Source organism: Planococcus sp. SE5232, assembly GCF_050686535.1.
In the GTDB taxonomy this organism is placed as follows: Bacteria; Bacillota; Bacilli; order Bacillales_A; family Planococcaceae; genus Planococcus.
The window spans coordinates 204,085-224,847 of the sequence record NZ_JBOGCP010000002.1 but is presented as its reverse complement, the minus strand read 5'-3'; the positions used below and the strand labels follow the sequence as shown (position 1 = coordinate 224,847).

General features: G+C 45.5%; 22 protein-coding genes. 16 read left to right on the top strand and 6 right to left on the bottom strand.

Features of this window, described 5'->3' with window-relative positions; all coding sequences use genetic code 11:
• Positions 1-28: 28 nt before the first annotated feature.
• Positions 29-832, bottom strand: a complete 804-nt coding sequence (gene proC / locus ACRC6Q_RS09950; RefSeq protein WP_223639291.1) for a pyrroline-5-carboxylate reductase — start codon at positions 830-832, stop codon at positions 29-31.
• Positions 833-1,205: 373 nt separating this feature from the next.
• Here proC and ACRC6Q_RS09945 point away from each other — a divergent pair, with 373 nt between their 5' ends.
• The 9 genes from ACRC6Q_RS09945 (at position 1,206) to ACRC6Q_RS09905 (ending at position 11,480) form a co-directional block, all read left to right on the top strand.
• Complete coding sequence (locus ACRC6Q_RS09945) at positions 1,206-2,153, top strand: MBL fold metallo-hydrolase (protein WP_223639288.1); 948 nt, start codon at positions 1,206-1,208, stop codon at positions 2,151-2,153.
• Between the two features lie 199 nt (positions 2,154-2,352).
• Complete coding sequence (locus ACRC6Q_RS09940; RefSeq protein ID WP_223639285.1) at positions 2,353-2,913, top strand: DUF3221 domain-containing protein; 561 nt, start codon at positions 2,353-2,355, stop codon at positions 2,911-2,913.
• 133 nt (positions 2,914-3,046) lie between these two features.
• Positions 3,047-4,282 carry an argininosuccinate synthase gene (locus ACRC6Q_RS09935; protein WP_431466555.1) on the top strand — a complete coding sequence of 412 codons (1,236 nt, stop codon included), beginning with the start codon at positions 3,047-3,049 and terminating at the stop codon, positions 4,280-4,282.
• On the top strand, positions 4,279-5,652 hold the full coding sequence (gene argH / locus ACRC6Q_RS09930) for an argininosuccinate lyase (protein ID WP_223639282.1): 1,374 nt from the start codon (positions 4,279-4,281) through the stop codon (positions 5,650-5,652). Before ACRC6Q_RS09935 ends, argH begins: the two co-directional genes overlap by 4 nt.
• 347 nt (positions 5,653-5,999) lie before the next feature.
• Positions 6,000-7,754, top strand: a complete 1,755-nt coding sequence (locus ACRC6Q_RS09925; protein ID WP_431466455.1) for an ABC transporter ATP-binding protein — start codon at positions 6,000-6,002, stop codon at positions 7,752-7,754.
• Positions 7,754-9,538: an ABC transporter ATP-binding protein gene (locus ACRC6Q_RS09920; protein WP_431466454.1), complete on the top strand. Its 1,785-nt coding sequence runs from the start codon at positions 7,754-7,756 to the stop codon at positions 9,536-9,538. The genes ACRC6Q_RS09925 and ACRC6Q_RS09920 overlap by 1 nt, the downstream gene beginning before the upstream one ends.
• Before the next feature lie 390 nt (positions 9,539-9,928).
• Positions 9,929-10,639 (top strand): cytochrome c biogenesis CcdA family protein, encoded by a 711-nt coding sequence (locus ACRC6Q_RS09915; protein ID WP_317851927.1) that lies wholly within the window; start codon positions 9,929-9,931, stop codon positions 10,637-10,639.
• Between the two features lie 24 nt (positions 10,640-10,663).
• Complete coding sequence (locus ACRC6Q_RS09910; protein ID WP_223639253.1) at positions 10,664-10,987, top strand: thioredoxin family protein; 324 nt, start codon at positions 10,664-10,666, stop codon at positions 10,985-10,987.
• On the top strand, positions 10,980-11,480 hold the full coding sequence (locus tag ACRC6Q_RS09905) for a CcdC family protein (RefSeq protein WP_431466453.1): 501 nt from the start codon (positions 10,980-10,982) through the stop codon (positions 11,478-11,480). The genes ACRC6Q_RS09910 and ACRC6Q_RS09905 overlap by 8 nt, the downstream gene beginning before the upstream one ends.
• A 14-nt stretch (positions 11,481-11,494) precedes the next feature.
• On the opposite strand, the gene ACRC6Q_RS09900 is transcribed toward ACRC6Q_RS09905, so the two are convergent.
• Positions 11,495-11,929, bottom strand: coding sequence for a DUF2621 domain-containing protein (locus ACRC6Q_RS09900; protein WP_142827912.1), 435 nt, complete (start codon positions 11,927-11,929; stop codon positions 11,495-11,497).
• A 119-nt stretch (positions 11,930-12,048) separates the two neighbouring features.
• Here ACRC6Q_RS09900 and ACRC6Q_RS09895 point away from each other — a divergent pair, with 119 nt between their 5' ends.
• From ACRC6Q_RS09895 to ACRC6Q_RS09880, 4 genes are all read left to right on the top strand, one after another.
• Positions 12,049-12,267 (top strand): DUF1659 domain-containing protein, encoded by a 219-nt coding sequence (locus ACRC6Q_RS09895; protein WP_223639232.1) that lies wholly within the window; start codon positions 12,049-12,051, stop codon positions 12,265-12,267.
• Positions 12,268-12,289: 22 nt separating this feature from the next.
• Positions 12,290-12,505, top strand: a complete 216-nt coding sequence (locus tag ACRC6Q_RS09890) for a DUF2922 domain-containing protein (protein WP_431466452.1) — start codon at positions 12,290-12,292, stop codon at positions 12,503-12,505.
• A gap of 56 nt (positions 12,506-12,561) precedes the next feature.
• Positions 12,562-12,690 carry a YvrJ family protein gene (locus tag ACRC6Q_RS09885; protein WP_142827916.1) on the top strand — a complete coding sequence of 43 codons (129 nt, stop codon included), beginning with the start codon at positions 12,562-12,564 and terminating at the stop codon, positions 12,688-12,690.
• A 95-nt stretch (positions 12,691-12,785) separates the two neighbouring features.
• Positions 12,786-13,349, top strand: a complete 564-nt coding sequence (locus ACRC6Q_RS09880; RefSeq protein WP_431466451.1) for an SCO family protein — start codon at positions 12,786-12,788, stop codon at positions 13,347-13,349.
• Between the two features lie 560 nt (positions 13,350-13,909).
• Here ACRC6Q_RS09880 and mscL read toward each other — a convergent pair.
• A complete protein-coding gene (gene mscL / locus ACRC6Q_RS09875) occupies positions 13,910-14,299 on the bottom strand; it encodes a large conductance mechanosensitive channel protein MscL (RefSeq protein WP_431466554.1) in 390 nt (129 codons plus the stop codon).
• Between the two features lie 154 nt (positions 14,300-14,453).
• On the opposite strand from mscL, the gene ACRC6Q_RS09870 reads away from it, so the two are divergent.
• Positions 14,454-15,092: a lytic transglycosylase domain-containing protein gene (locus ACRC6Q_RS09870; protein WP_223639207.1), complete on the top strand. Its 639-nt coding sequence runs from the start codon at positions 14,454-14,456 to the stop codon at positions 15,090-15,092.
• Between the two features lie 38 nt (positions 15,093-15,130).
• Here ACRC6Q_RS09870 and ACRC6Q_RS09865 read toward each other — a convergent pair whose 3' ends face one another.
• The 3 genes from ACRC6Q_RS09865 to ACRC6Q_RS09855 all read right to left on the bottom strand — a co-directional run bounded on the left by ACRC6Q_RS09865 (position 15,131) and on the right by ACRC6Q_RS09855 (position 17,166).
• Positions 15,131-15,391: a GlsB/YeaQ/YmgE family stress response membrane protein gene (locus tag ACRC6Q_RS09865; protein ID WP_298829186.1), complete on the bottom strand. Its 261-nt coding sequence runs from the start codon at positions 15,389-15,391 to the stop codon at positions 15,131-15,133.
• 92 nt (positions 15,392-15,483) lie between these two features.
• The gene (locus tag ACRC6Q_RS09860; protein ID WP_223639201.1) at positions 15,484-16,026 is read right to left on the bottom strand and encodes a cysteine hydrolase family protein; all 543 of its coding nucleotides are present in this window, start codon (positions 16,024-16,026) and stop codon (positions 15,484-15,486) included.
• 279 nt (positions 16,027-16,305) lie between these two features.
• Complete coding sequence (locus ACRC6Q_RS09855) at positions 16,306-17,166, bottom strand: tyrosine-type recombinase/integrase (RefSeq protein ID WP_223639198.1); 861 nt, start codon at positions 17,164-17,166, stop codon at positions 16,306-16,308.
• 224 nt (positions 17,167-17,390) lie between these two features.
• Between ACRC6Q_RS09855 and ACRC6Q_RS09850 the strand changes: the two genes are divergently transcribed.
• Complete coding sequence (locus tag ACRC6Q_RS09850) at positions 17,391-17,882, top strand: DinB family protein (RefSeq protein WP_223639195.1); 492 nt, start codon at positions 17,391-17,393, stop codon at positions 17,880-17,882.
• 141 nt (positions 17,883-18,023) lie between these two features.
• Positions 18,024-20,738, top strand: a complete 2,715-nt coding sequence (acnA, locus tag ACRC6Q_RS09845) for an aconitate hydratase AcnA (RefSeq protein WP_223639192.1) — start codon at positions 18,024-18,026, stop codon at positions 20,736-20,738.
• Positions 20,739-20,763: the final 25 nt, after the last annotated feature.

Sequence of the window (20,763 nt, the reverse complement as noted above, 5' to 3'; positions counted from 1 at the left end):
TATACAACTAAAGATTATACAGAAGAACTTATTTGAATTCTTTTCCAAGCTCTTGCGAACGTTTGGAAGCTTCCGATACACACTCTCCAATGATTTCCTTGAAGTGATTTTTTTCCAACGAGTTAAGGCCGGCAGCGGTAGTGCCATTCGGGCTCGTCACTTTAATCCGCAATTCAGCAAAATCCTCCTGCTGCAACATCTCTGCTGCACCTGCGAAGGTTTGGCGCACCAATTTCTTGGCATCCGCTTTGGACAGGCCATTGGCGATTGCGGCTTCTGTCATCGCTTCTGCAAAATAATAGATATAAGCCGGACCACTTCCTGCAACGCCGGTAACAGCATGCAATTGTTCTTCTTCTACAACTGTTACACTGCCGATTGAAGATAAGAGATTCCGCAGTTCATGTTGTTGCTCCTTCGATACATGTTTGCTCCAGGCAACGCCTGTTGCCGACTTGCCAATTTTTGCAGATGTATTCGGCATCGCACGGGCTACCGGGAAATTCCCGACATGCCTTTGGATGGTATCAATCGATACGCCCGCAGCGACCGATACGATTACAGTATTGCCGGTCAGCTTGTCTTTGATGCCGCTGAGTGCAGCTTCGACATCTTTCGGTTTCATCGCCAGCAGGATAAAATTAGCGTCTTTCAGCTCGGTTTTTTCCTGGCAGACGATATTGACACCGTATTCATCACTTAAAAACTCCAATCGATCTTGATCCGATCGGTTCATCACTGAAATTTCTTCAGGCTTCATGATTCGTTTATTGATCCAGCCATGGATCATGGACTCGGCCATCGATCCGGCCCCTACACAGACTATTTTCATATAACTCACTCTCTTTCCTCAAAATAAAAAGCGCAATCATCCCTGTTTTTACAAGGACGAAAACGCTTTGTTTCCGCGGTACCACCTAAGTTTGCCGAAAAGGCACTACTCGATATCCATAACGCGGACAAACGGCCGTGTTTTCACGGCAGCTCAAAAGCAGGTTCCACCAAGGAGAGGGGGTGCGCATTTCAGCTAAAGCTGCACTCTCTTTACACCATCACTTCGTGTACTGATCTTTATCTTCGCTCACATATGTTAGTGAATTATAGCGGATAGACACCACTTTTGTCAAACGGCCTAAAGGAGTGACGGCATCCCGTTTTCCATGTATGATAGGTGAATAGTGATTCATTTAAAGGAGATGACTGAATTGACTTTACATAAGATTATTATTCCGACACCTTTTGCTGTTGGAGATGTCAACTCTTATTTAATCAAAGGCGATATGCTGACTTTGATCGATGCCGGTCCCAAAACACCTGAAGCTTGGCTGGCTCTCAAGGCAGGGCTCAAAGAGTTTGGTGCAGAACCGGGAGATGTAGAGCAGGTTGTGTTGACACACCATCATCCCGATCATGCTGGCTGGGTGGACGGCTTCGAAAACGCAAGATTATACGGACATCCGTATAACGATCCCTGGCTGCGCCGTGATCAGAATTTCTTCGATTACCACGATGCGTTCTATTTGGAGCGGTTAAAGGAAGAGGGAGTACCGGGAGACTTGGAATTTTGGGTCAAAAAGATGAAACGTCCCTTGAACCTGATGGGCAGCCGTCCTCTCGACATGTCCATCAATGAAGGTGATACGCTGCCAGGCCATCCCGAATGGGAAGTTCTCGAAACGCTGGGGCATGCACAAAGTCATTTGTCTTTTTGGAATAAAGAAACGCGTGAAATGATCGGTGGCGACCACGTCATTGCCGCGGTATCATCCAATCCACTGATTGAGCCGCCGCTCGATCGGGCGCAGGGACGTCCGAAATCGCTGCTTCAATACAATGCTTCACTCGGCCGTTTATTGAAAATGCCGGTGGACGTGATCTACAGCGGACATGGAGAAGAAGTCCGCAATGTCGATGAGTTGATTACAGCACGGCTTGCCAAACAGCACCAGCGGGCCATGAAAGCACTTGGCATAATCAGCGAAGAAGAATGTACAGTTTATGAACTGACAAAAGAATTGTTTGCTCATGCCTACGAAAAGGAACTGGGCCTGACCTTGTCGGAAACAATCGGCCAAATTGACTATCTGCTGGAGGATGGCCTAATCATTGAACGAATGGGTGAAGAAGGCATCTTCTACTATAGTAAGGTGTAAAAGAAGCTTCATTTAAAGAGAGGATCATTTCCAGTGAAGACCTAGAAGAAAAAAGGCGTTGCCGCTTTCTGCGGACACGCCTTTTTGATGCTCCGATCCAAGCTTCAAGGCTGATAATTGCAACTATTCTTTATAACAGGTAAAATTGTAACATCAATGTTTACACATCACGAATCTACAGGAAAAGGAATGGGTCGTTTTGAAAAAATGGAGTTTATTTTTAGCCGGTATCCTGCTGCTTGCAGCGTGTTCTAATGAAGAAACTGAACCTGCTGAATCAGAGAAAGAGGATAAGACCGAGATGGCGGTCGAACAGAAGAGCATGACAGAAGAAGGATTCATCACACAAGTCAGTGGAGAAGACATTCTGGTCAACAATATTTACTTCACCATTCCTGAAGATGTCGACGTGCAATTCAGCGACGGCGCAGAAACGACCGACGGGGTGGTCCGCGACATCCGTACAGGCATGAAAGTCAGCATGGATTACCAGGGGCCGCTTGCTGAATCTTTTCCGATGCAAGGAGAAGCGGAAACCATCACGATCCTGACAGATGAGGATTCCGTCAAACAATCAGAGGCACTTGAAGCATTCATCAATCAAGAGCAATTATCAAGGTTGATCATGATGGGACAGCCGATTATCCGTGATAACGAAATCGGTTTCCTGTTCAGCAACATGGAAACAGGGGAAATGTCCGAAGTTCGGATTGACCTTGATACTCATGAATATACAATTGGCGGGGAACAAAGCGAATGATGAAAAGGAAAAGCGGCTATAGCTGCTTTTTTTCATGAAAAATTATAGTTGTATCTCTTGCACTCGGCAAAAATCCATGATATAGTTTGTATATTCATTTCAAACATTGCATAAAAATACATTGGAGGTTTTCATATTGAATAAAAAGATTGTACTCGCATACTCAGGTGGATTAGATACATCGGTGGCCATTCCGTGGCTGAAAGGACAAGGCTACGACGTCGTTGCTGTATGCCTGGATATCGGGGAAGGCAAGGATTTGGACTTCATCAAACAAAAAGCGCTTCAAGTTGGAGCGGTTGAAAGTTATATGATCGATGCAAGAGACGAATTTGCGGATGAATATGCATTGATTTCACTGCAGGCGCATACTTTATATGAAGGCAAATATCCATTGGTATCCGCCTTGTCTCGTCCATTGATTTCGAAAAAACTGGTTGAAATCGCTGAAGCGACCAACTCTACTGCTGTAGCACACGGCTGCACAGGAAAAGGCAACGACCAGGTGCGTTTTGAAGTTTCCATCAAATCATTGAATCCGAACCTAGAAGTGGTAGCGCCGGTGCGTGCTTGGGCTTGGTCACGTGATGAGGAAATCGCTTATGCGAAAGAACATAATATTCCAATTCCTGTGAATTTGGACAGCCCGTTCTCCATCGACCAAAACTTATGGGGCCGTGCAAACGAGTGTGGCGTTCTGGAAGATCCATGGGCTACACCGCCGGAAGAAGCGTATGATATTACGGCTGCGCTTGAAGATACTCCGAATACTCCGGATGTTGTTGAAATCGAGTTCGTCAATGGTGTTCCAGCTCAATTGAATGGTGTTTCGTACTCATTCTCTAAATTGATCCTTGAATTGAATGAAATCGCCGGCAAACACGGTGTGGGAAGAATTGACCATATCGAAAACAGACTGGTCGGCATCAAATCACGTGAAATCTATGAAGCTCCTGCGGCAATGACGTTGATTGCAGCGCATAAAGAATTGGAAGATATCACATTGGTTAAAGAAATGGCCCATTTCAAGCCGGTCATCGAAAAGAAATTGACAGAATTGATCTATGAAGGTCTTTGGTTCTCTCCATTGCGTGTAGCACTGGAAGCTTTCCTGAAAGAAACACAGGCTTTCGTCAATGGAACCGTACGTGTAAAACTGTTTAAAGGACATGCCATCATTGAAGGGCGTAAGTCACCAAACTCACTTTACAGCGAGCAATTGGCCACTTATTCTACGGATGATACGTTCAACCACGAATCTGCAGTCGGCTTTATCGAATTATGGGGCCTTCCGACAGTCGTCAACTCAATGGTCAACAAGAAAGAAGTTGCAGTTCCAGAAGACTTGAAAGAGAAGGTGAAATCATGACCAAACTGTGGGGCGGCCGTTTTCAAAAATCGGCCGAACAGTGGGTCGATGAATTCGGTGCTTCAATTTCCTACGATCAAAAATTGGTGATGGAGGATCTGGAAGGCAGCTCAGCGCATGTAAAAATGCTGGCGGCCTGCCAGATTCTTTCTGAAGAAGATGCGGAGCTGATCCTATCCGGTCTTGCGACGCTGAAACAGAAAGCACAAGACGGCGATTTGAAGTTCAGTGTATCGAATGAAGACATCCACTTAAACTTGGAAAAGCATTTAATCGATGAAATCGGTCCTGTCGGCGGCAAACTGCATACAGCCAGAAGCCGTAATGACCAGGTAGCGACCGATATGCATCTGTATCTGAAAAACCGTGTCCAGGAGATCATCGAAGCCATCACGGCTTTCCAGGACGCCATCGTCACACAGGCGGAATCGCATGTGGAAACGATTGTTCCTGGCTATACGCATCTGCAGCGTGCCCAGCCCATTTCATTCGGCCATCATTTGATGACGTATTTCTGGATGCTGCAGCGCGACAAGGAACGATTGACGGAATCGGTAAAACGCATCGATATCTCCCCGCTTGGAGCGGGAGCGATGTCGGGTACGACCTTTCCGATCGACCGTGAAATGTCAGCTGAGCTGTTAGGCTTTTCAGCTGTCTATCAAAATAGCCTGGATGCTGTCAGCGACCGTGATTTCATCCTTGAATTTCTCAGCAATTCGTCCATGTTGATGATGCACCTTTCCCGTTTTGCCGAAGAAATCATCCTTTGGTCGAGCGAAGAGTTCCGTTTCATCGAACTGGATGATACCTTCTCAACTGGTTCAAGCATCATGCCGCAGAAAAAAAATCCGGATATGGCAGAATTGATCCGTGGCAAGACCGGACGTGTCTATGGCAATCTATTCGGCTTGCTGACGACATTGAAAGGCCTTCCGTTGGCCTACAATAAGGATATGCAGGAAGACAAGGAAGGGATGTTCGATACGGTCCATACATTGATGGGCTCCTTGCCGATCTTCGAAGGTATGATCCGCACCATGAATGTTCGCACGGATTCCATGGAAAAAGCCGTACATTCGGATTTCTCCAATGCGACGGAATTAGCGGATTATCTGGCTGCCAAAGGCATGCCGTTCCGCGAAGCTCATGATGTGACGGGAAAACTGGTTTTTACCTGCATCCAACGCGGTTATTTCCTGAAAGACTTACCGCTCGCTGATTTAAAGGAAGCGAGTCCACTGATCGATGAAGACATTTACAATACGTTGATGCCGAGAACGGCAGTAGAGAGAAGAAACTCACTGGGCGGCACAGGTTTTGAACAAGTACATCATCAATTGGGACTTGCCAAGCAACTCATCGGGTAAAAAGTCCATCTCTATAAAGCCGTCGGCGGTTGGTACCCGCTTTCGGTCAATAAAAGCCAATTTTCCTAGTCCCCTATGGAAAATTGGTTTTTATTTTTTTGTCTTTTTTTGAGAATGAGACCGCTGCGGTGATTCTGAATTTACCCTTCATGGCGATTTCAGCCGTAAGACTGATTTATTTTACAAATCGAACTATTGTCTTTCCAATAGTTGGCAGGTTTTGCTAAAATAAATTGAGATGAATCGGACACGCCAGAAGATAAAAAAAGATTTAGTATTTTAACACTCATACGTGCAGTGCGGAAAGCAAGAAGGCAAAAACTTAAATCAGCAAGGGGTAAGATGCAATGCGTGTATTTTGGGAATTGGGCTGGTTTTTTAAGGAACGGAAAAAGCAATATGCCATAGGGATTTTTTTATTGCTCATTGTGGCATTTTTAGGGGTTTTGCCTCCGCGCATCATTGGATTTGTAGTGGACCGCATCAGCCAAGGTACTTTGACACCAGCCTACCTGCTGCAATGGCTGGTAATTTTAGCTGGGGCCGCTTTAGCGATGTATGCCCTTAGATACATGTGGCGGCTGCTGATATTCGGTTCATCCATTATTTTGGCGCGGAATCTGAGAGAGCGGCTGTTTCAGCATTTCACCCAAATGTCCCCGGCTTTCTATCAAAAACGGCGTGTCGGGGGTTTGATGGCCCATGCGACCAATGATCTGCAGGCGGTTCAGCAAACGGCCGGGGCAGGTGTATTGACGTTGGTCGATTCGATTGCGACGGGAGGATTTGTCATCGCAGCCATGGCCATCACCATCGATTGGAAATTGACGTTGATCGTGCTGTTGCCGATGCCCTTGATGGCCTTTCTGACTAATTATTACGGGAAATTGATGCACCAGCGTTTTCATGGAGCACAACAGGCTTTTTCCGGACTGAACGACAAGACGCAGGAAAGCATTTCAGGAATGAAGGTCATCAAGACGTTCGGCCAGGAACAGCAGGATATTGAGGATTTCACTAGGCTTTCAGAACGTGTTGTCGATGAAAATATCCGGGTGGCGCGCGTCGATTCGCTGTTTGATCCGACGATTTCCGCAATCATCGGGATCTGCTATTTCCTGACCATCAGCTTTGGTTCTTATTTTGTGGTGAACGGTGATATGACTATCGGCGATCTGGTCGCTTTTACTGCCTATCTTGGCCTTTTGGTTTGGCCGATGCTGGCGTTCGGCTGGCTCTTCAATATCGTGGAACGCGGCCGGGCTTCCTATGACCGCATCCGTGCGCTGTTGGCGGAACCGATCGACATCGATGACCGTGAAGATGCCATCGATGAGGATCCGGCTGGCGATCTGATCTTTTCGTTGGAGCAATTCAAATTTACAGGTGATGACCGGGCAGCACTTCGGCACGTTCATTTTACGCTTAGACAGGGTGAAACATTGGGCATTGCCGGCAAGACGGGTTCTGGAAAATCAACCATACTGCGTTTGCTGCTGCGCGAGTTCGAAAACTATAGCGGATCCATTGTATTTGGCGGCCATTCCATCGATGCCTATAAAAAGCAGCGTTTGCGGCAGGCGATCGGCTATGTGCCTCAGGATCATTTTTTGTTTTCAACAAGCATTGCCGGCAATATCGCCTTTGCACGGCCGGATGCACAATTGCATGAAGTCGAGAATGCGGCTCTATTGGCACATATCCACGAAGACATCAGCAACTTTACCGAAGGCTATGCCACGGTAGTTGGAGAGCGCGGCGTCTCCTTGTCCGGAGGCCAGAAGCAGCGGATTTCGATTGCGCGGGCATTGATGACAGATCCTGAATTGCTGATTTTGGATGATTCTCTGTCTGCAGTGGATGCCAAGACGGAAGAAGCCATACTGAAATCGTTGAAACAGACGCGGGCAGGGAAATCCACCATCATCACCTCGCACCGGTTGAGTGCCATCCAGCATGCGCATCAGATACTGGTGATGGATGAGGGGACGGTTGCGGAAATCGGTTCGCATGAAGAACTGATGCGGAAAAAAGGACGTTATTACGAAATGTATGAGCTGCAGCAACTGGAAGCGCTTGTCGAACAAGGAGGCGAGGTGTAATGCTGGCCAAAGAAACCGAAAAACAACAGGAGCTGACCGGCCGGGATCAATGGATCGTCTTCAAGCGCCTATTAAAATACTTGGCACCGCATAAAAAAATGCTGGCATTGGCTATGGGGCTGCTGATTTTGACTGTACTCGGGGATGTACTGGGACCATTGCTCATAAAAATTTTCATCGATGACTACTTGACTCCTGGAACCTTTCCCACTGGACCGATTGTTGGATTAGCAGCCGCTTACTTATTTATTCAAACTTCCAATGTCATCATCAGTTATTTTCAGATGCTGAAGTTTCAGGAAGCCGCATTGAAGATCATCCAGCAGCTGCGGATCGATGTTTTTACAAAAGTGCACGGACTCGGCATGCGCTATTTCGATAAGACCCCTGCAGGAGGCATCGTGTCGCGAGTCACCAATGACACCGAAGCGATCAAGGAAATGTTCGTCACCGTCCTGATCGGCTTTATCCAAAGTGCATTCCTGATCGTCGGCGTCTATATCGCCATGTTCTTCCTCAATGTCCGGCTGGCGCTCATCACGTTGGCCTTGCTGCCGATACTTGGGTGGATCATCTATCTTTACCGCAAATACAGCTCGGTATTTTACCAGGATCTGCGGGAGCGCCTTGGGCAGCTGAACGCCAAATTATCCGAATCGGTCCAGGGCATGGGCATGATCCAGGCTTTTGGCCAGGAAACGCGCCTCAAGGATGAGTTTAATAAAATCAATGACAAGCATTGGCAAGCCGGCAAGCGCAACATCAAAATCGACGGCTTGCTGCTGCGTCCCGCAATCGATCTTGTCTATGCGTTGGCGCTGATTATGTTGTTGAGCTATTTTGGCATCACTTCGTTTTCGAATACCGTGGAAGTCGGCGTCATTTATGTATTCGTCACTTATATCGACCGCTTTTTTGAGCCGATCAATCAAGTGATGCAGCGGCTGTCGATATTTCAACAGGCCATTGTCGCTGCATCGCGCGTTTTCCTGCTCTTGGATGAACAAGAGAAAACACCAAGGCAGGAAGAGGCGGCGTTAAAGATCAAAGATGGGAAAATCGAGTTTCGGAATGTCAGTTTTTCCTATGATGGTCATGCCGATGTCTTAAAGAATATATCCTTTACGGCGTTGCCGGGACAGACTGTAGCACTTGTCGGCCACACTGGCAGCGGAAAAAGTTCCATCATCAATTTATTGATGCGCTTCTATGAATTCAACAGAGGCGAAATCCTGATAGATGACGTGTCGGTGAAACAATATCGAACTGCCGAATTGCGCAGGAAAATGGGGTTGGTGCTGCAGGATCCATTCCTGTTTTATGGAACGATTGAGAGCAACATCCGGCTTTACGATCAGTCAATTACGGAGATGGAAATACGGGAAGCGGCGGAATTTGTGCAAGCGAATCGTTTCATCGAAGCTTTGCCGGAAGGCTATAGCCAGAAAGTCACTGAACGGGGATCGACTTTTTCAAGCGGACAGCGCCAATTGGTGGCATTCGCTCGTACGATGGCGACGGATCCGAAGATTTTGGTGCTTGATGAAGCCACGGCAAACATCGATACAGAAACGGAAGTGGCGATCCAAGGGAGCCTCGAACGTATGCGGCGCGGAAGGACGACCATAGCGATCGCGCACAGGCTCAGTACGATTCAAGATGCTGAACTGATACTTGTGCTGCATCAAGGCGAAATCGTCGAGCGCGGATCGCATCAACAATTGCTTCAGCAGCGCGGGTTATACCATAAAATGTATCTTTTGCAAAACAGTATTGTGGAATAAAAACAATGGACGGCTCTGGCCGTTCTTTTTTTATGGAAAAAGAATCGTTAAAAAGAGGGAAACGCTTGTTTTCACTTACTATGTAGTAAACTACAAAAGGTTTTCGGATAAAAATCAAAACCGTCAACAAGAAAAATCAATACTAGCTAAAAGAAGTAAGAAAAATTCCCTAATTAAATGCAAGATTTTTGAGGGAGCAGATAGGCAGGGCTATTATTTCAAGGAACAGAAAAGAGTTGAGAGCAGCAAAAAGAAGATGGAAACTGCCGGTCCAATCAGTTCAGCAATCAAACGGCTGTTATTTTGTCCACAAAGATTTCACAGGCGCAGAGGCAGTGTTTCCACTGGAAATTTGGTAAGATGGGAAGAGCACAGGAAGGAGAATACCCAGTGGGATCTGATATTAATTTATTTTTAGCTTTTGGAGCAGGCTTTTTAAGTTTTATTTCGCCATGTACACTGCCTTTGTATCCTGCATTTTTATCTTATATAACAGGCATGACTATGGATGAGATCAAGAACGATAAAAAAGTCATGCAACGACGGGGCATGTTCCATACATTATTTTTCTTATTAGGATTTTCAACTATATTTATCGCACTCGGTTTCAGTACATCGTTCTTTTATGAGTGGTTCATCCGCTATGATGAATTGATCCGCCAAGTGGGCGCGATTTTTATCGTGTTATTCGGATTGATGATCGTTGGGGTCTTCTCACCTAAATTACTGATGCAAGACCGCAAGTTCTCGTTCAAGAACCGTCCGTCCGGCTTTTTAGGGACATTTATCATCGGTTTGGCGTTCGCAGCTGGTTGGACACCTTGTACAGGTCCGATTACTGCCGCTATTTACGCTCTTGCTGCGACCAATCCTGGGTCTGGTGTCTGGTATATGCTGGCCTATGTACTCGGTTTCGCCATTCCATTTTTCGTTCTGTCCTTCTTCGTGACACGGATGGGCTGGCTGCGCAAGCATAACCGCAAGATCATGAATATCGGCGGTTATGTTATGATTGGAGTCGGCATCCTGCTGTTTTTCGATGGCATGACGTATTTAATCCGGATTCTGAGCCCGTTCTTCGGTGATTTTCAAGGATTTTAAAATGATAGTAAGTAGGTGACAAAGATGGAAACCATTTCAGCGATAGAAGAATACCAAGCTAAAATTGGTCAAGAGCAGTCGTTTCTGCTTTTTGTCAAAACGGATAACTGCTCAGTCTGTGAAGGTTTGCGTCCCCAGGTCGAAGCATTCGAAAATGACTACAAACTGCCATTCCACTTGGTCAATGCCGCAGAGGTACCAGAGCTGGCAGGCCAGCTGATGCTGTTTACAGCACCTGTTGTCCTGTTGTACCGGCAAGGCAAGGAAATCCATCGATTTGCCCGGTTCGTACCGATCGAAGAGTTGCGCCGCAGATTGGATGAGTTGGAGGGGAGTTTAAATGCTTGATCAAATCCCCACTGAAGTGTATTTAATCATCACTACCATTGGTGCATTGGCGATGGGGTTGTTCGCAATGTTTGTCCGTTCGAAATCTGCAAAAAAACCGGCCTCAGTCAAGAAAATCATTCTTCCACCGTTTTTCATGTCAACTGGTGCATTAATGTTCATCTTTCCGTTTTTCCGTGTTGCGCCTCTGCAGATCTTTGAAGCATTGGCGGTCGGCATCCTATTTTCAACTGTTTTGATTTGGACTTCCAAGTTCGAAGTCCGTGACGGCGATATTTATTTGAAGCAATCGAAAGCATTTGTTTTTATTTTGTTCGGGCTTCTGCTGGTTCGAGTAGTTGGAAAAGTGGTGTTAAGTTCAAGCATTGATATCGGAGAACTGGGCGGCATGTTCTGGATACTGGCATTCGGAATGCTTTGGCCATGGCGGCTCACCATGCTGTGGCAATACAAAAAAATCGCTTCAAAGGATAAAAGCGCCATTCCCATTTAAGGGAATGGCGCTTTTTACTGTTCGAAATATTGTTCGTACGGACGGACATCAATCTCCATCTCGGCCAATTTTTTTCTTAAGAATTTATGGTCACGTTTCGGAGTTGCCAGGATGTAGCCGCGGATGATGTGTTCAAGCTTCATCTTTTTGACTTTTTCTTCAAGCATCACTTGTCCGATTCGGCCAGCGATTTTTTGCTTAGCCACCGGGCGGAATAAATCAGGAACCGGCTGCACCAACTCATTTAACATCGCTTTTTCTTCATCGCCCCATAAATGAATGGTTTTATCGACGTAATATTCTTCCCAGTTCAGATCCGAAAGACCATCTTCCTTCGGCATGGACTTGAGGAACTTTCTGAACATGAAATATCCCCCGATTGCGAAAAGCCCTACCAGCACGACTACCCAAAATAGGATAAACCATAAAAACCAGCCACTTAGTTCCATATTGTTTCACCTCATTTTTCCATTACTTCTATTATAGAAGGCTTTGTAAAGAAATTCATTAAAAATGTATCTCTTTTTCTGAACTATGTCTATATAGCGAATGAAAGGAGGTGAGAAAGATGGCTTTTAGTGAATTTAAAAACGCCAGCATTCGCTGCACATACGACAACGGGTTGGATGCCAATGGCAAAGTGAAACGCAAATTCAAGTCGTACCACAACGTCAAAGAAACAGCAGCTGCAGAAGGAATCTTCGAAACGGCAGCCGTATTGACGAACTTCGGAACCAAGACATTGATGGATATTGAGAAACAATCCGCAACGTCGATCTACCAATAATCAGCATAAGGGGGAATAGGAAATGGCTAAAACATTGGAATTGATTTTTACGAATACTGAAGGGAAAGACGTGACGTTGACCGTGGATGAGCCGCGTGCCAATGTCACAGATGCGGAATTGGCAGTTGGAATGCAGGCAATCATTGCCCAGGATATCTTTGAGGTGGAAGGTTCACCACTCGGTACGATAAAAGGTGCACGAATCGTCGAACGGAATATTGTGGAGTACGAAGTATAAGCAAAAAGCTCTCCTGATTCGGGAGAGCTTTTTTTAGTTAGAAAGGAGTGAAAACAATGGCTGAGTGGATGCAATGGATTCAGGAACTCGGATTCCCCATTTTTGTATCTTTTTATTTGATGCATCGTGTGGAGACGAAATTGGTCGCCATTCATGATGCATTGCTTACATTGAAACTGTCCTGACTTCACAAAATCGTGACAATGGCAGTGGAACGTGTATTGTGAAGATTCTACACTTTCGCTATGATAAGAATGATGAAAGAGTGGAGGCAATTTTTATGCGATATATTTCTTTGTCAGTTTTGCTGAGTTTGGCTCTATTGTTATCGGCATGCGGCAATTCTGCGATAGACGATTTTTCCTTTACAGACCACAGGGGAGAACCGGTTACTTTAGAGGATCTGGAAGGTACACCTTGGCTCGCAACTTTTGTTTTCACAAATTGCGAAACGGTTTGTCCGCCAATGACGTTCAATTTAAGTGGGATCCAGGAAGAGCTGGAAGCAGAAGGTTTGCAGGACTATAAAATCGTAGCATTCAGTGTGGACCCGAGTGTGGATACACCGGAAACGATGCAGACGTATTTAGCCCAGTATTCGGTGCCGGATGAATCGAAATGGCATTTGCTTACCGGCTATACACAACCGGAGATAGCGGAGTTTGCGAAAGATAATTTCAAATCCTTTGTCCGCAATGATCCCGAAAGCGACCAGGTCATACATGGAACAAGTTTTTATCTAGTGGACCAAGAAGGGGTGGTCGTCAATAATTACGATGGCTTCGAAAATGTTCCAGTGGAAGATATTAAAGCTGATTTACGCAATTTGATTGAAGACAAGTAAAAACCGGTCATAGACCGGTTTGAGCTTGTAGACAAAAGAATATTGATGTCATTTAAAGAATGAATACACATTTCATCCTGTTTATACCGGATCCTGCGCTTCAGGCGGACGCTTTCCACGGGCTCGCGCCGAAATCCACTCGGGCGCCAGTCCGAGTGGATTTCGGCACTTCGTCGCTTCGCTACTCCCGCAGGAGTCGCCGCCTTGTGCTCCGGATCCTTGAGTGAAGGGTTTTCTAGATTTGTTAGGACTATTTTTTCTAGAACAGACTAGCAAGCTTCTCTCTTTGATTGAAGCAACATGCCCCCAACCGGGCTGGCCACGAAGACTCCTGTGGGAGCAGCGCAGCGATGAAAGCTGAAGACCCCGCAGGAAAGGCATTGGCCGAGACTTATGAGGCCAAGCCTTTGCGACGAAGCTAGCGCAGCGATGCAGGAGCATGGGTTTTCCAGTGACGAGGAGGCTGAAGCTGAGCCCACGGAAAGCGAAGTGGCCGGACCGGTTGGGGATTATGCACCGCTATACATGTTGGTCAGACTTTGTCTACAGTCTGAAACCGGTCATAGACCGGTTTTTTCTTTGCCTAAAAGGTCTCTGATTTCGAGGAGGATCTCCTGGGTTTTGTCCAGTACTTCCGGCTCTTCGTCGGCAGGTATGTCTTTTTTGCGTTTCATCTTGGTAAAGATGCGAATAACCATGAAAATCGAGAAAGCAATGATGAAAAAGTCGATAATGGATTGGATAAATAGGCCGTAGTTCAAAACAACATCATTGAACGTATAACTCCAATTTTCAACACTGATTCCACCGACCAAAATTCCGACAAGCGGCATAATGATATCTTCCACTAAAGAAGAGACTACTTTTCCGAAAGCAGCGCCAATGACTACTGCTACAGCAAGGTCAAGGACATTGCCCTTCAACGCGAATTTTTTAAAGTCTTCCCAGATATAATTCACCTCCTGCTTTCAACTAGTTAATCATATCAGAAGAAATTTAATATACTAGATGAATCGGATTTTAGATTGCCGGCTATTTATCAGGAAACGGCAATAAAATAAAGTTTATGCTACACTTAAACAAATAAAAAATAGGTGTGGAGAAATGAAAAAGAAAAAATTACCAATTAGGTGGAAGCGTAAGATTGGTTGCCTGATTCTTTTTGTACCGGCGGCTATAGTCACGATGACAATCGGAATCCTTGTTTTCGCGATGGTCAATTCCGCTTCGGTATTCGATACCATCAAAGAAGCACCCAGCCACTTAGTGGAGCTGGAAGTTCCGGAAGAATACATTCCGCTCTATAAAGAAGCGTCAGATGCCTACAGCATTCCCTGGACTTTACTCGCTGCCCATCACCGGGTTGAAACAAGGTTTTCGAGAATGGATCCATTGTTGTCTCCAGTGGGAGCAGAAGGGCATCTTCAGTTTATGCCCTGCACTTTTGTGGGGTGGAGCCATCCGACCTGCTCGGGAAAAGGCCAAGGGGAAATCAGTGAAGAAGATAAGACAAACCTTGATGTGATTGCCTATTATGGAGGTTATGGAGTCGACGGCAACGGAGATGGCATTGCGGATCCCTATAATTTAACGGATGCCTTGTACAGCGCTGCGAATTACCTGTCACAGAATGGTGCCGCCGAAGGGGACTTGGAAAGCGCAATTTTCCAGTATAATCATAGTGAAGAGTATGTCGCTGACGTGTTGCATTATTACAATGTGTATGAAGAAGAATACAATTGAACGCAAAAAAAAGAGTGGACATTGTCCACTCTTTTTTATTAGGCTCTCCGGCCTTTTCTCATAGATCCCATAATCAGGCTAAGAACGAATACAAAGATCAAAGCACCGATTAATGCTGGGATAATAGCTACGCCCCAAACGACTGGACCTAGGTCTCCAAGAATCAATCCACCTAACCAAGCACCTACGATACCTGCAATGATGTTCCCGATAATGCCGCCAGGTACATCTTTACCAAGAATCATACCCGCGATCCAACCGATGATACCACCCATAATCAAATATAAAATAAAACCCATTTTTTCCAGCTCCTTTTCGAATGTAATGAATAATTGCTACACTCTAGGTATAACCAGATTCAGGACATTTGAAACATAAACGGGCAAAAAAATTATAAAACTTGTGCGCCTAAGGTTGTAGTGAAGTGCCGCAGAGCCCAGTCGTGGCCTGCCTGATCGAAGCTGGCAACGCCTTTTTCATGGATGAAAATTTTGTAACCTTTGTTGTAGGCATCGACTGCCGTATGCAGTACGCAGATGTCCGTACAGACGCCAACAATGTGCAATTCCTTAATATTCCGTTCACTCAACAGCAGCTCCAGGTTGGTGCCGGCAAATGCGCTGTACCTCGTTTTGTCCATCCAGATGATGTGGTCAGCATTCGCTTTATAGACTTCCGCAAGGCGGCCGTAAAGCTCTCTTCCAGCAGTCCCTCTTATATTATGAGGAGGAAAAAGTTTTGCCTCCGGATGGAATGCATTGGTTTTTTCATGCAGATCGACCGGCATTACCACCAGTTCTTTCTCGGTTAGAAATTCCTCTGTCAGTCTGCAAATCGTTTCTTCAATCGCCTGTCCAGGCTTTCCACAAGTCAGTGCTCCGTCATCCGCAACAAAATCCACAGTGTAATCGACAACCAACAATGCTTTTTTCATGTAATCCACTCCAATCCTTTTCTTGATTATAAACCTAAATCATTCCTTACTGAAAGCAACAATCCTTGCCATAGGACTTAGTTTTCAGTATAATCAGACTATTATATAAAGAAGGGGTGGTCCTGATGCAATATGAAAACGTAGAGAAACTAGATCGGCAAGCAATGATTTTTGTGGTGATCCATACTTTGCTCATTTTCAATTTTGCTTTGGATTTCGGTTTTTTCTTATGACCGGAAACCAAAAACAGCCTGTCCCGATATTCCGGGACAGGCTGTTTTAATGTGAACCTCTTTTCAGGCGAACCAAGGAATCCTTAAGAATACGTGATGCCGAGTCGAGCGAGACACCCAGAATTTCCTGGATTTCCTCAAGATTTTTGTGCTCAACAGAATAGAGGTAGTGGACATAAGCGAAACGGATATCACCGGATCGCATCGGCATGCCGACAAAAGCGGAAAGCGCTTCAGTGTAATCAGACAATGATCCCATCTGGAACATCGTGTATTCGTTTTTCACTTTGGACGACAGCAAATATGGCGTGCCACGGAATACGGCGCGTTCAATCCCGTCAAGCATGACAGGAATCTCCTTGTCCGAAAATTTCAGGAGACATTGATAACCGTCTTTCTTTTCGACCACCAATGCCAGTTTTCCATTGCGATCATCAAAATTATCCACATCGATGGCCACCATATCGCGCAGGCGAAGTCCGCGCAGATAAAGGATGTAGAGAATCTTGGCATTCAATGATAAATGATCCGCCTCAAGTACGGCGTCTTTTTTCTTCAATAAGTCTTCATAGTCCAAATAGATATCGGAAGGTGTCAAATCAAGTTTTTCGCTGAATTTAAATTTGGGCATGAAATCGTTCGGAATGCGCCCAATCTGCCACATATAATCAAACCATCTTCTGATATAGATCAGTTTTCGGTTCAAGGTGCTGTCTTTAATGCCGGATGCATGCTGATCCTGCAAGAACTGCTGGATATCGGAAGGGCGGATGTCATGCGGCTCCACCGGTTTTTTATAGGTATGCCGAAGAAAAGCGAAGAGCGAGCGGATCAATTGGACTTCATGGACAACCGTGTTCGGGCTTATGCCGTTGTCCAACCGGAATTTCTCATAACCGTAAGGCATCGTGCGTCACCTCTTCTAAGGAATTTCCTTAAATTATACCATTAATTCAGTCAAATAGAACGTATTTTCCCTTATTAGGCAAGACCGGAGAAAACTGCCGATTCTGGCTATCGGAAAGCTGTAGTGACAAGACAGAATGTGTTGTCTTTCATGTATATAATTCGGATAGATTAGGGTATGTTAATAGAGATAGGCATTTAGATGAAATGAAGGTGGATATTGAGATGTTCAAAGAAGACAACGCAAAAATCAGAAACCAGATTCTTCAGGCAGTAGAGGGGTTGAGTGACGAAAAACTGAACCAAAAACCGTCAGCTGAAGAATGGTCGCCAATTCAAATTCTGGATCATCTTCAATTAATGGAAAAAACCATTGCGAGGGGGGTGTCCCACGAACTCACGAAAGAAGACAGCCACAAATCGATCAAAAAACCGATTGGGTTGACTGTCAGCCGGTCGTTCAAAGTGAAGGCACCGAAACATGTGGTGCCGACTGAAGAATTCGTTACGCTCGAAGAGATGAAAGAGCGTTTGAACGCTTCACATAATTTATTGTATGAAGTGTATGCAAGCGCCAGCTCTGAACAGTTAAAACAGAAATCGATGGATCATCCGGTGTTTGGAAAAGTGCCGCTCTTTCAATGGTTTCCATTTGTCGGATTGCATGAAAAGCGGCATTTCAAGCAGCTGGAAAAGACATTAAGCAAACTCGATTGATTCGCAGAATAGTCATTCGAAAAACTTATCACAATGTATAATTTTAATGTAATTTACTTATGCTCCCACTTTCGGTATGATGGAAGAGGAGAAAAGCGCTGTCACGAGCCTTTTCAGAAGATTCAAAGGAGGAACACACAAATGGCAAAGAGCAGTTTGCACAACAGCCGCACTTCTTTTGAGCTAAATGGCAAAACGTATAACTATTATCGTTTAGCAGCATTAGAAGAAGCAGGAGTCGCTAAAGTATCACGCCTCCCTTATTCAATTAAAGTTCTATTGGAATCCGTATTGCGTCAGCATGACGGATATGTGATCAAAGACGAGCACGTTGAAGAATTAGCAAAATGGGGCAAAGATGCCAACAAAGAGGCAGAAGTTCCATTCAAGCCTTCACGTGTTATCCTTCAGGATTTCACTGGCGTACCAGTAGTCGTCGATTTGGCTGCACTTCGTTCAGCAATGGCTGAAATGGGTGGAGACCCGAACAAAATCAACCCTGAAATTCCAGTGGATCTTGTAATTGACCACTCTGTACAGGTTGATAACTATGGAACAGAAGATGCACTTCGCATCAATATGGAACTTGAATTCGATCGTAACGCTGAGCGTTACCAGTTCCTTAGCTGGGCTCAAAAAGCTTATGATAACTACCGTGCGGTTCCACCTGCAACCGGTATCGTTCACCAGGTAAACCTTGAATACTTGGCAAACGTTGTCCATGCAGTTGAAAATGCAGACGGTACATTCGAAACATTCCCTGATACATTGGTCGGAACAGATTCACATACGACAATGATCAACGGAATCGGTGTTCTTGGATGGGGCGTTGGCGGCATCGAAGCTGAAGCTGGCATGCTCGGACAGCCTTCTTACTTCCCAATTCCAGAAGTTATCGGAGTTAAAATGACTGGCGAACTTCCAAACGGTGCAACTGCTACCGATTTGGCGTTAAAAGTCACTCAAACATTGCGTAAAAAAGGTGTAGTTGGTAAATTCGTTGAGTTCTTCGGCCCTGGCGTTACAACATTGCCGCTTGCTGACCGTGCAACAATTGCCAACATGGCTCCAGAATACGGCGCAACTTGCGGATTCTTCCCAGTTGACGACGAAGCACTTGATTACATGCGTTTGACTGCACGTGATGCAGAACAAATCGCTGTAACCAAGAAGTATTTGCAGGAAAACGATATGTTCTTCACTGTTGAGAACGAAGATCCGATCTACACAGACCTTGTGGAAATCGACCTTTCTGAAATCGAACCAAACCTTGCAGGACCGAAACGTCCACAGGATTTGATTCCTTTATCTCAAATGAAACCTGAGTTCAACAAAGCTGTAACTGGCGAAGAAGGACCACACGGTTTTGCACTTGATGCAGCTGAAATCGAAAAAACTGCAACAGTTAACTTCAAAGACGGCAGAAATGTTGATATGAAGACTGGTGCTTTGGCGATTGCAGCAATCACATCTTGTACAAACACTTCCAACCCATACGTAATGCTTGGTGCTGGATTAGTAGCGAAAAAAGCAGTTGAAAGAGGATTGACTCCACCTGCTTACGTGAAAACTTCATTGGCTCCGGGATCTAAAGTTGTTACGGGTTATTTGAACGATTCAGGTTTGTTGGATTACATGAACCAAATCGGCTTTAACCTTGTCGGCTACGGCTGTACAACATGTATCGGTAACTCCGGTCCATTGCTTCCTGAAATCGAAGAAGCGATTCTGGACAACGATTTGCTGGTTTCATCTGTATTGTCAGGTAACCGTAACTTTGAAGGACGCATCCACCCGCTTGTAAAAGCTAACTACTTGGCATCTCCAATGCTGGTTGTTGCTTATGCACTTGCTGGTACAGTGGATATCGACTTCGCAGTTGAGCCGATCGGCACAGACAAAGACGGCAAAGACGTCTTCTTTAAAGACATCTGGCCATCAACCGAAGAAATCAAACAAGTCGTTAAAGACACAGTCACTCCAGAATTGTTCCGCAAAGAATACGAGCACGTATTCAATGAGAACGAAGCATGGAACGCGATTGAAACGAACGACGATTCTTTGTATGAGTTCGATGCGACATCAACTTATATCCAGAACCCGCCATTCTTTGAAGGTCTATCAAAAGAGCCGGCTCCGATCCAACCGTTGGCTGACCTTCGCGTAGTTGCGAAATTCGCAGACTCGATCACGACTGACCACATTTCACCAGCTGGTGCCATCGGCAAAGATACGCCAGCCGGACTATACCTTCGTGAAAACGGCGTAGAGCCACGTAACTTCAACTCTTACGGATCTCGTCGCGGTAACCACGAAGTCATGATGCGCGGAACATTCGCCAACATTCGTATCCGTAACCAGGTAGCTCCAGGAACAACTGGCGGTTACACGACTTACTGGCCAACTGGCGAAACAATGGCAATTTACGATGCTGCCATGAAGTATCAGGAACAAGGCACAGGACTTGTGGTCTTGACTGGTAAAGACTACGGCATGGGCTCTTCACGTGATTGGGCTGCTAAAGGTACATTCCTTCTAGGCATCAAAACAGTCATCGCTGAAAGCTATGAGCGTATTCACCGTTCAAACCTTGTAATGATGGGCGTTCTGCCATTGCAATTCGTTAACGGCGAAAGCGCAGATTCTCTTGGATTGACTGGACACGAAACCATCAGCGTCAACTTGTCTGATGACGTGAAACCACGCGACGTCCTTACTGTTACAGCTACTGCTGAAGACGGTAAAGTGACTGAGTTCAAAGTATTGGCACGTTTCGATTCCGAAGTGGAAGTGGATTATTTCCGCCACGGCGGCATCCTGCAAATGGTGCTACGCAACAAATTGTTAGAAGTATAAGAAAAGCGTAAGCTCCCATCGAATC

Bases quoted from the DNA above. Each gene is read 5' to 3' on its own strand.
- ACRC6Q_RS09855 (WP_223639198.1), bottom strand. From the start codon at position 17,166: ATGCCTTACGGTTATGAGAAATTCCGGTTGGACAACGGCATAAGCCCG.
- ACRC6Q_RS09860 (WP_223639201.1), bottom strand. From the start codon at position 16,026: ATGAAAAAAGCATTGTTGGTTGTCGATTACACTGTGGATTTTGTTGCG.
- ACRC6Q_RS09890 (WP_431466452.1), top strand. From the start codon at position 12,290: ATGGCTAAAACATTGGAATTGATTTTTACGAATACTGAAGGGAAAGAC.
- ACRC6Q_RS09910 (WP_223639253.1), top strand. From the start codon at position 10,664: ATGGAAACCATTTCAGCGATAGAAGAATACCAAGCTAAAATTGGTCAA.
- proC (WP_223639291.1), bottom strand. From the start codon at position 832: ATGAAAATAGTCTGTGTAGGGGCCGGATCGATGGCCGAGTCCATGATC.
- ACRC6Q_RS09900 (WP_142827912.1), bottom strand. From the start codon at position 11,929: ATGGAACTAAGTGGCTGGTTTTTATGGTTTATCCTATTTTGGGTAGTC.
- ACRC6Q_RS09880 (WP_431466451.1), top strand. From the start codon at position 12,786: ATGCGATATATTTCTTTGTCAGTTTTGCTGAGTTTGGCTCTATTGTTA.
- ACRC6Q_RS09850 (WP_223639195.1), top strand. From the start codon at position 17,391: ATGTTCAAAGAAGACAACGCAAAAATCAGAAACCAGATTCTTCAGGCA.
- ACRC6Q_RS09870 (WP_223639207.1), top strand. From the start codon at position 14,454: ATGAAAAAGAAAAAATTACCAATTAGGTGGAAGCGTAAGATTGGTTGC.
- ACRC6Q_RS09885 (WP_142827916.1), top strand. From the start codon at position 12,562: ATGGCTGAGTGGATGCAATGGATTCAGGAACTCGGATTCCCCATTTTT.
- ACRC6Q_RS09865 (WP_298829186.1), bottom strand. From the start codon at position 15,391: ATGGGTTTTATTTTATATTTGATTATGGGTGGTATCATCGGTTGGATC.
- ACRC6Q_RS09905 (WP_431466453.1), top strand. From the start codon at position 10,980: ATGCTTGATCAAATCCCCACTGAAGTGTATTTAATCATCACTACCATT.
- ACRC6Q_RS09925 (WP_431466455.1), top strand. From the start codon at position 6,000: ATGCGTGTATTTTGGGAATTGGGCTGGTTTTTTAAGGAACGGAAAAAG.
- ACRC6Q_RS09920 (WP_431466454.1), top strand. From the start codon at position 7,754: ATGCTGGCCAAAGAAACCGAAAAACAACAGGAGCTGACCGGCCGGGAT.
- ACRC6Q_RS09895 (WP_223639232.1), top strand. From the start codon at position 12,049: ATGGCTTTTAGTGAATTTAAAAACGCCAGCATTCGCTGCACATACGAC.
- acnA (WP_223639192.1), top strand. From the start codon at position 18,024: ATGGCAAAGAGCAGTTTGCACAACAGCCGCACTTCTTTTGAGCTAAAT.
- argH (WP_223639282.1), top strand. From the start codon at position 4,279: ATGACCAAACTGTGGGGCGGCCGTTTTCAAAAATCGGCCGAACAGTGG.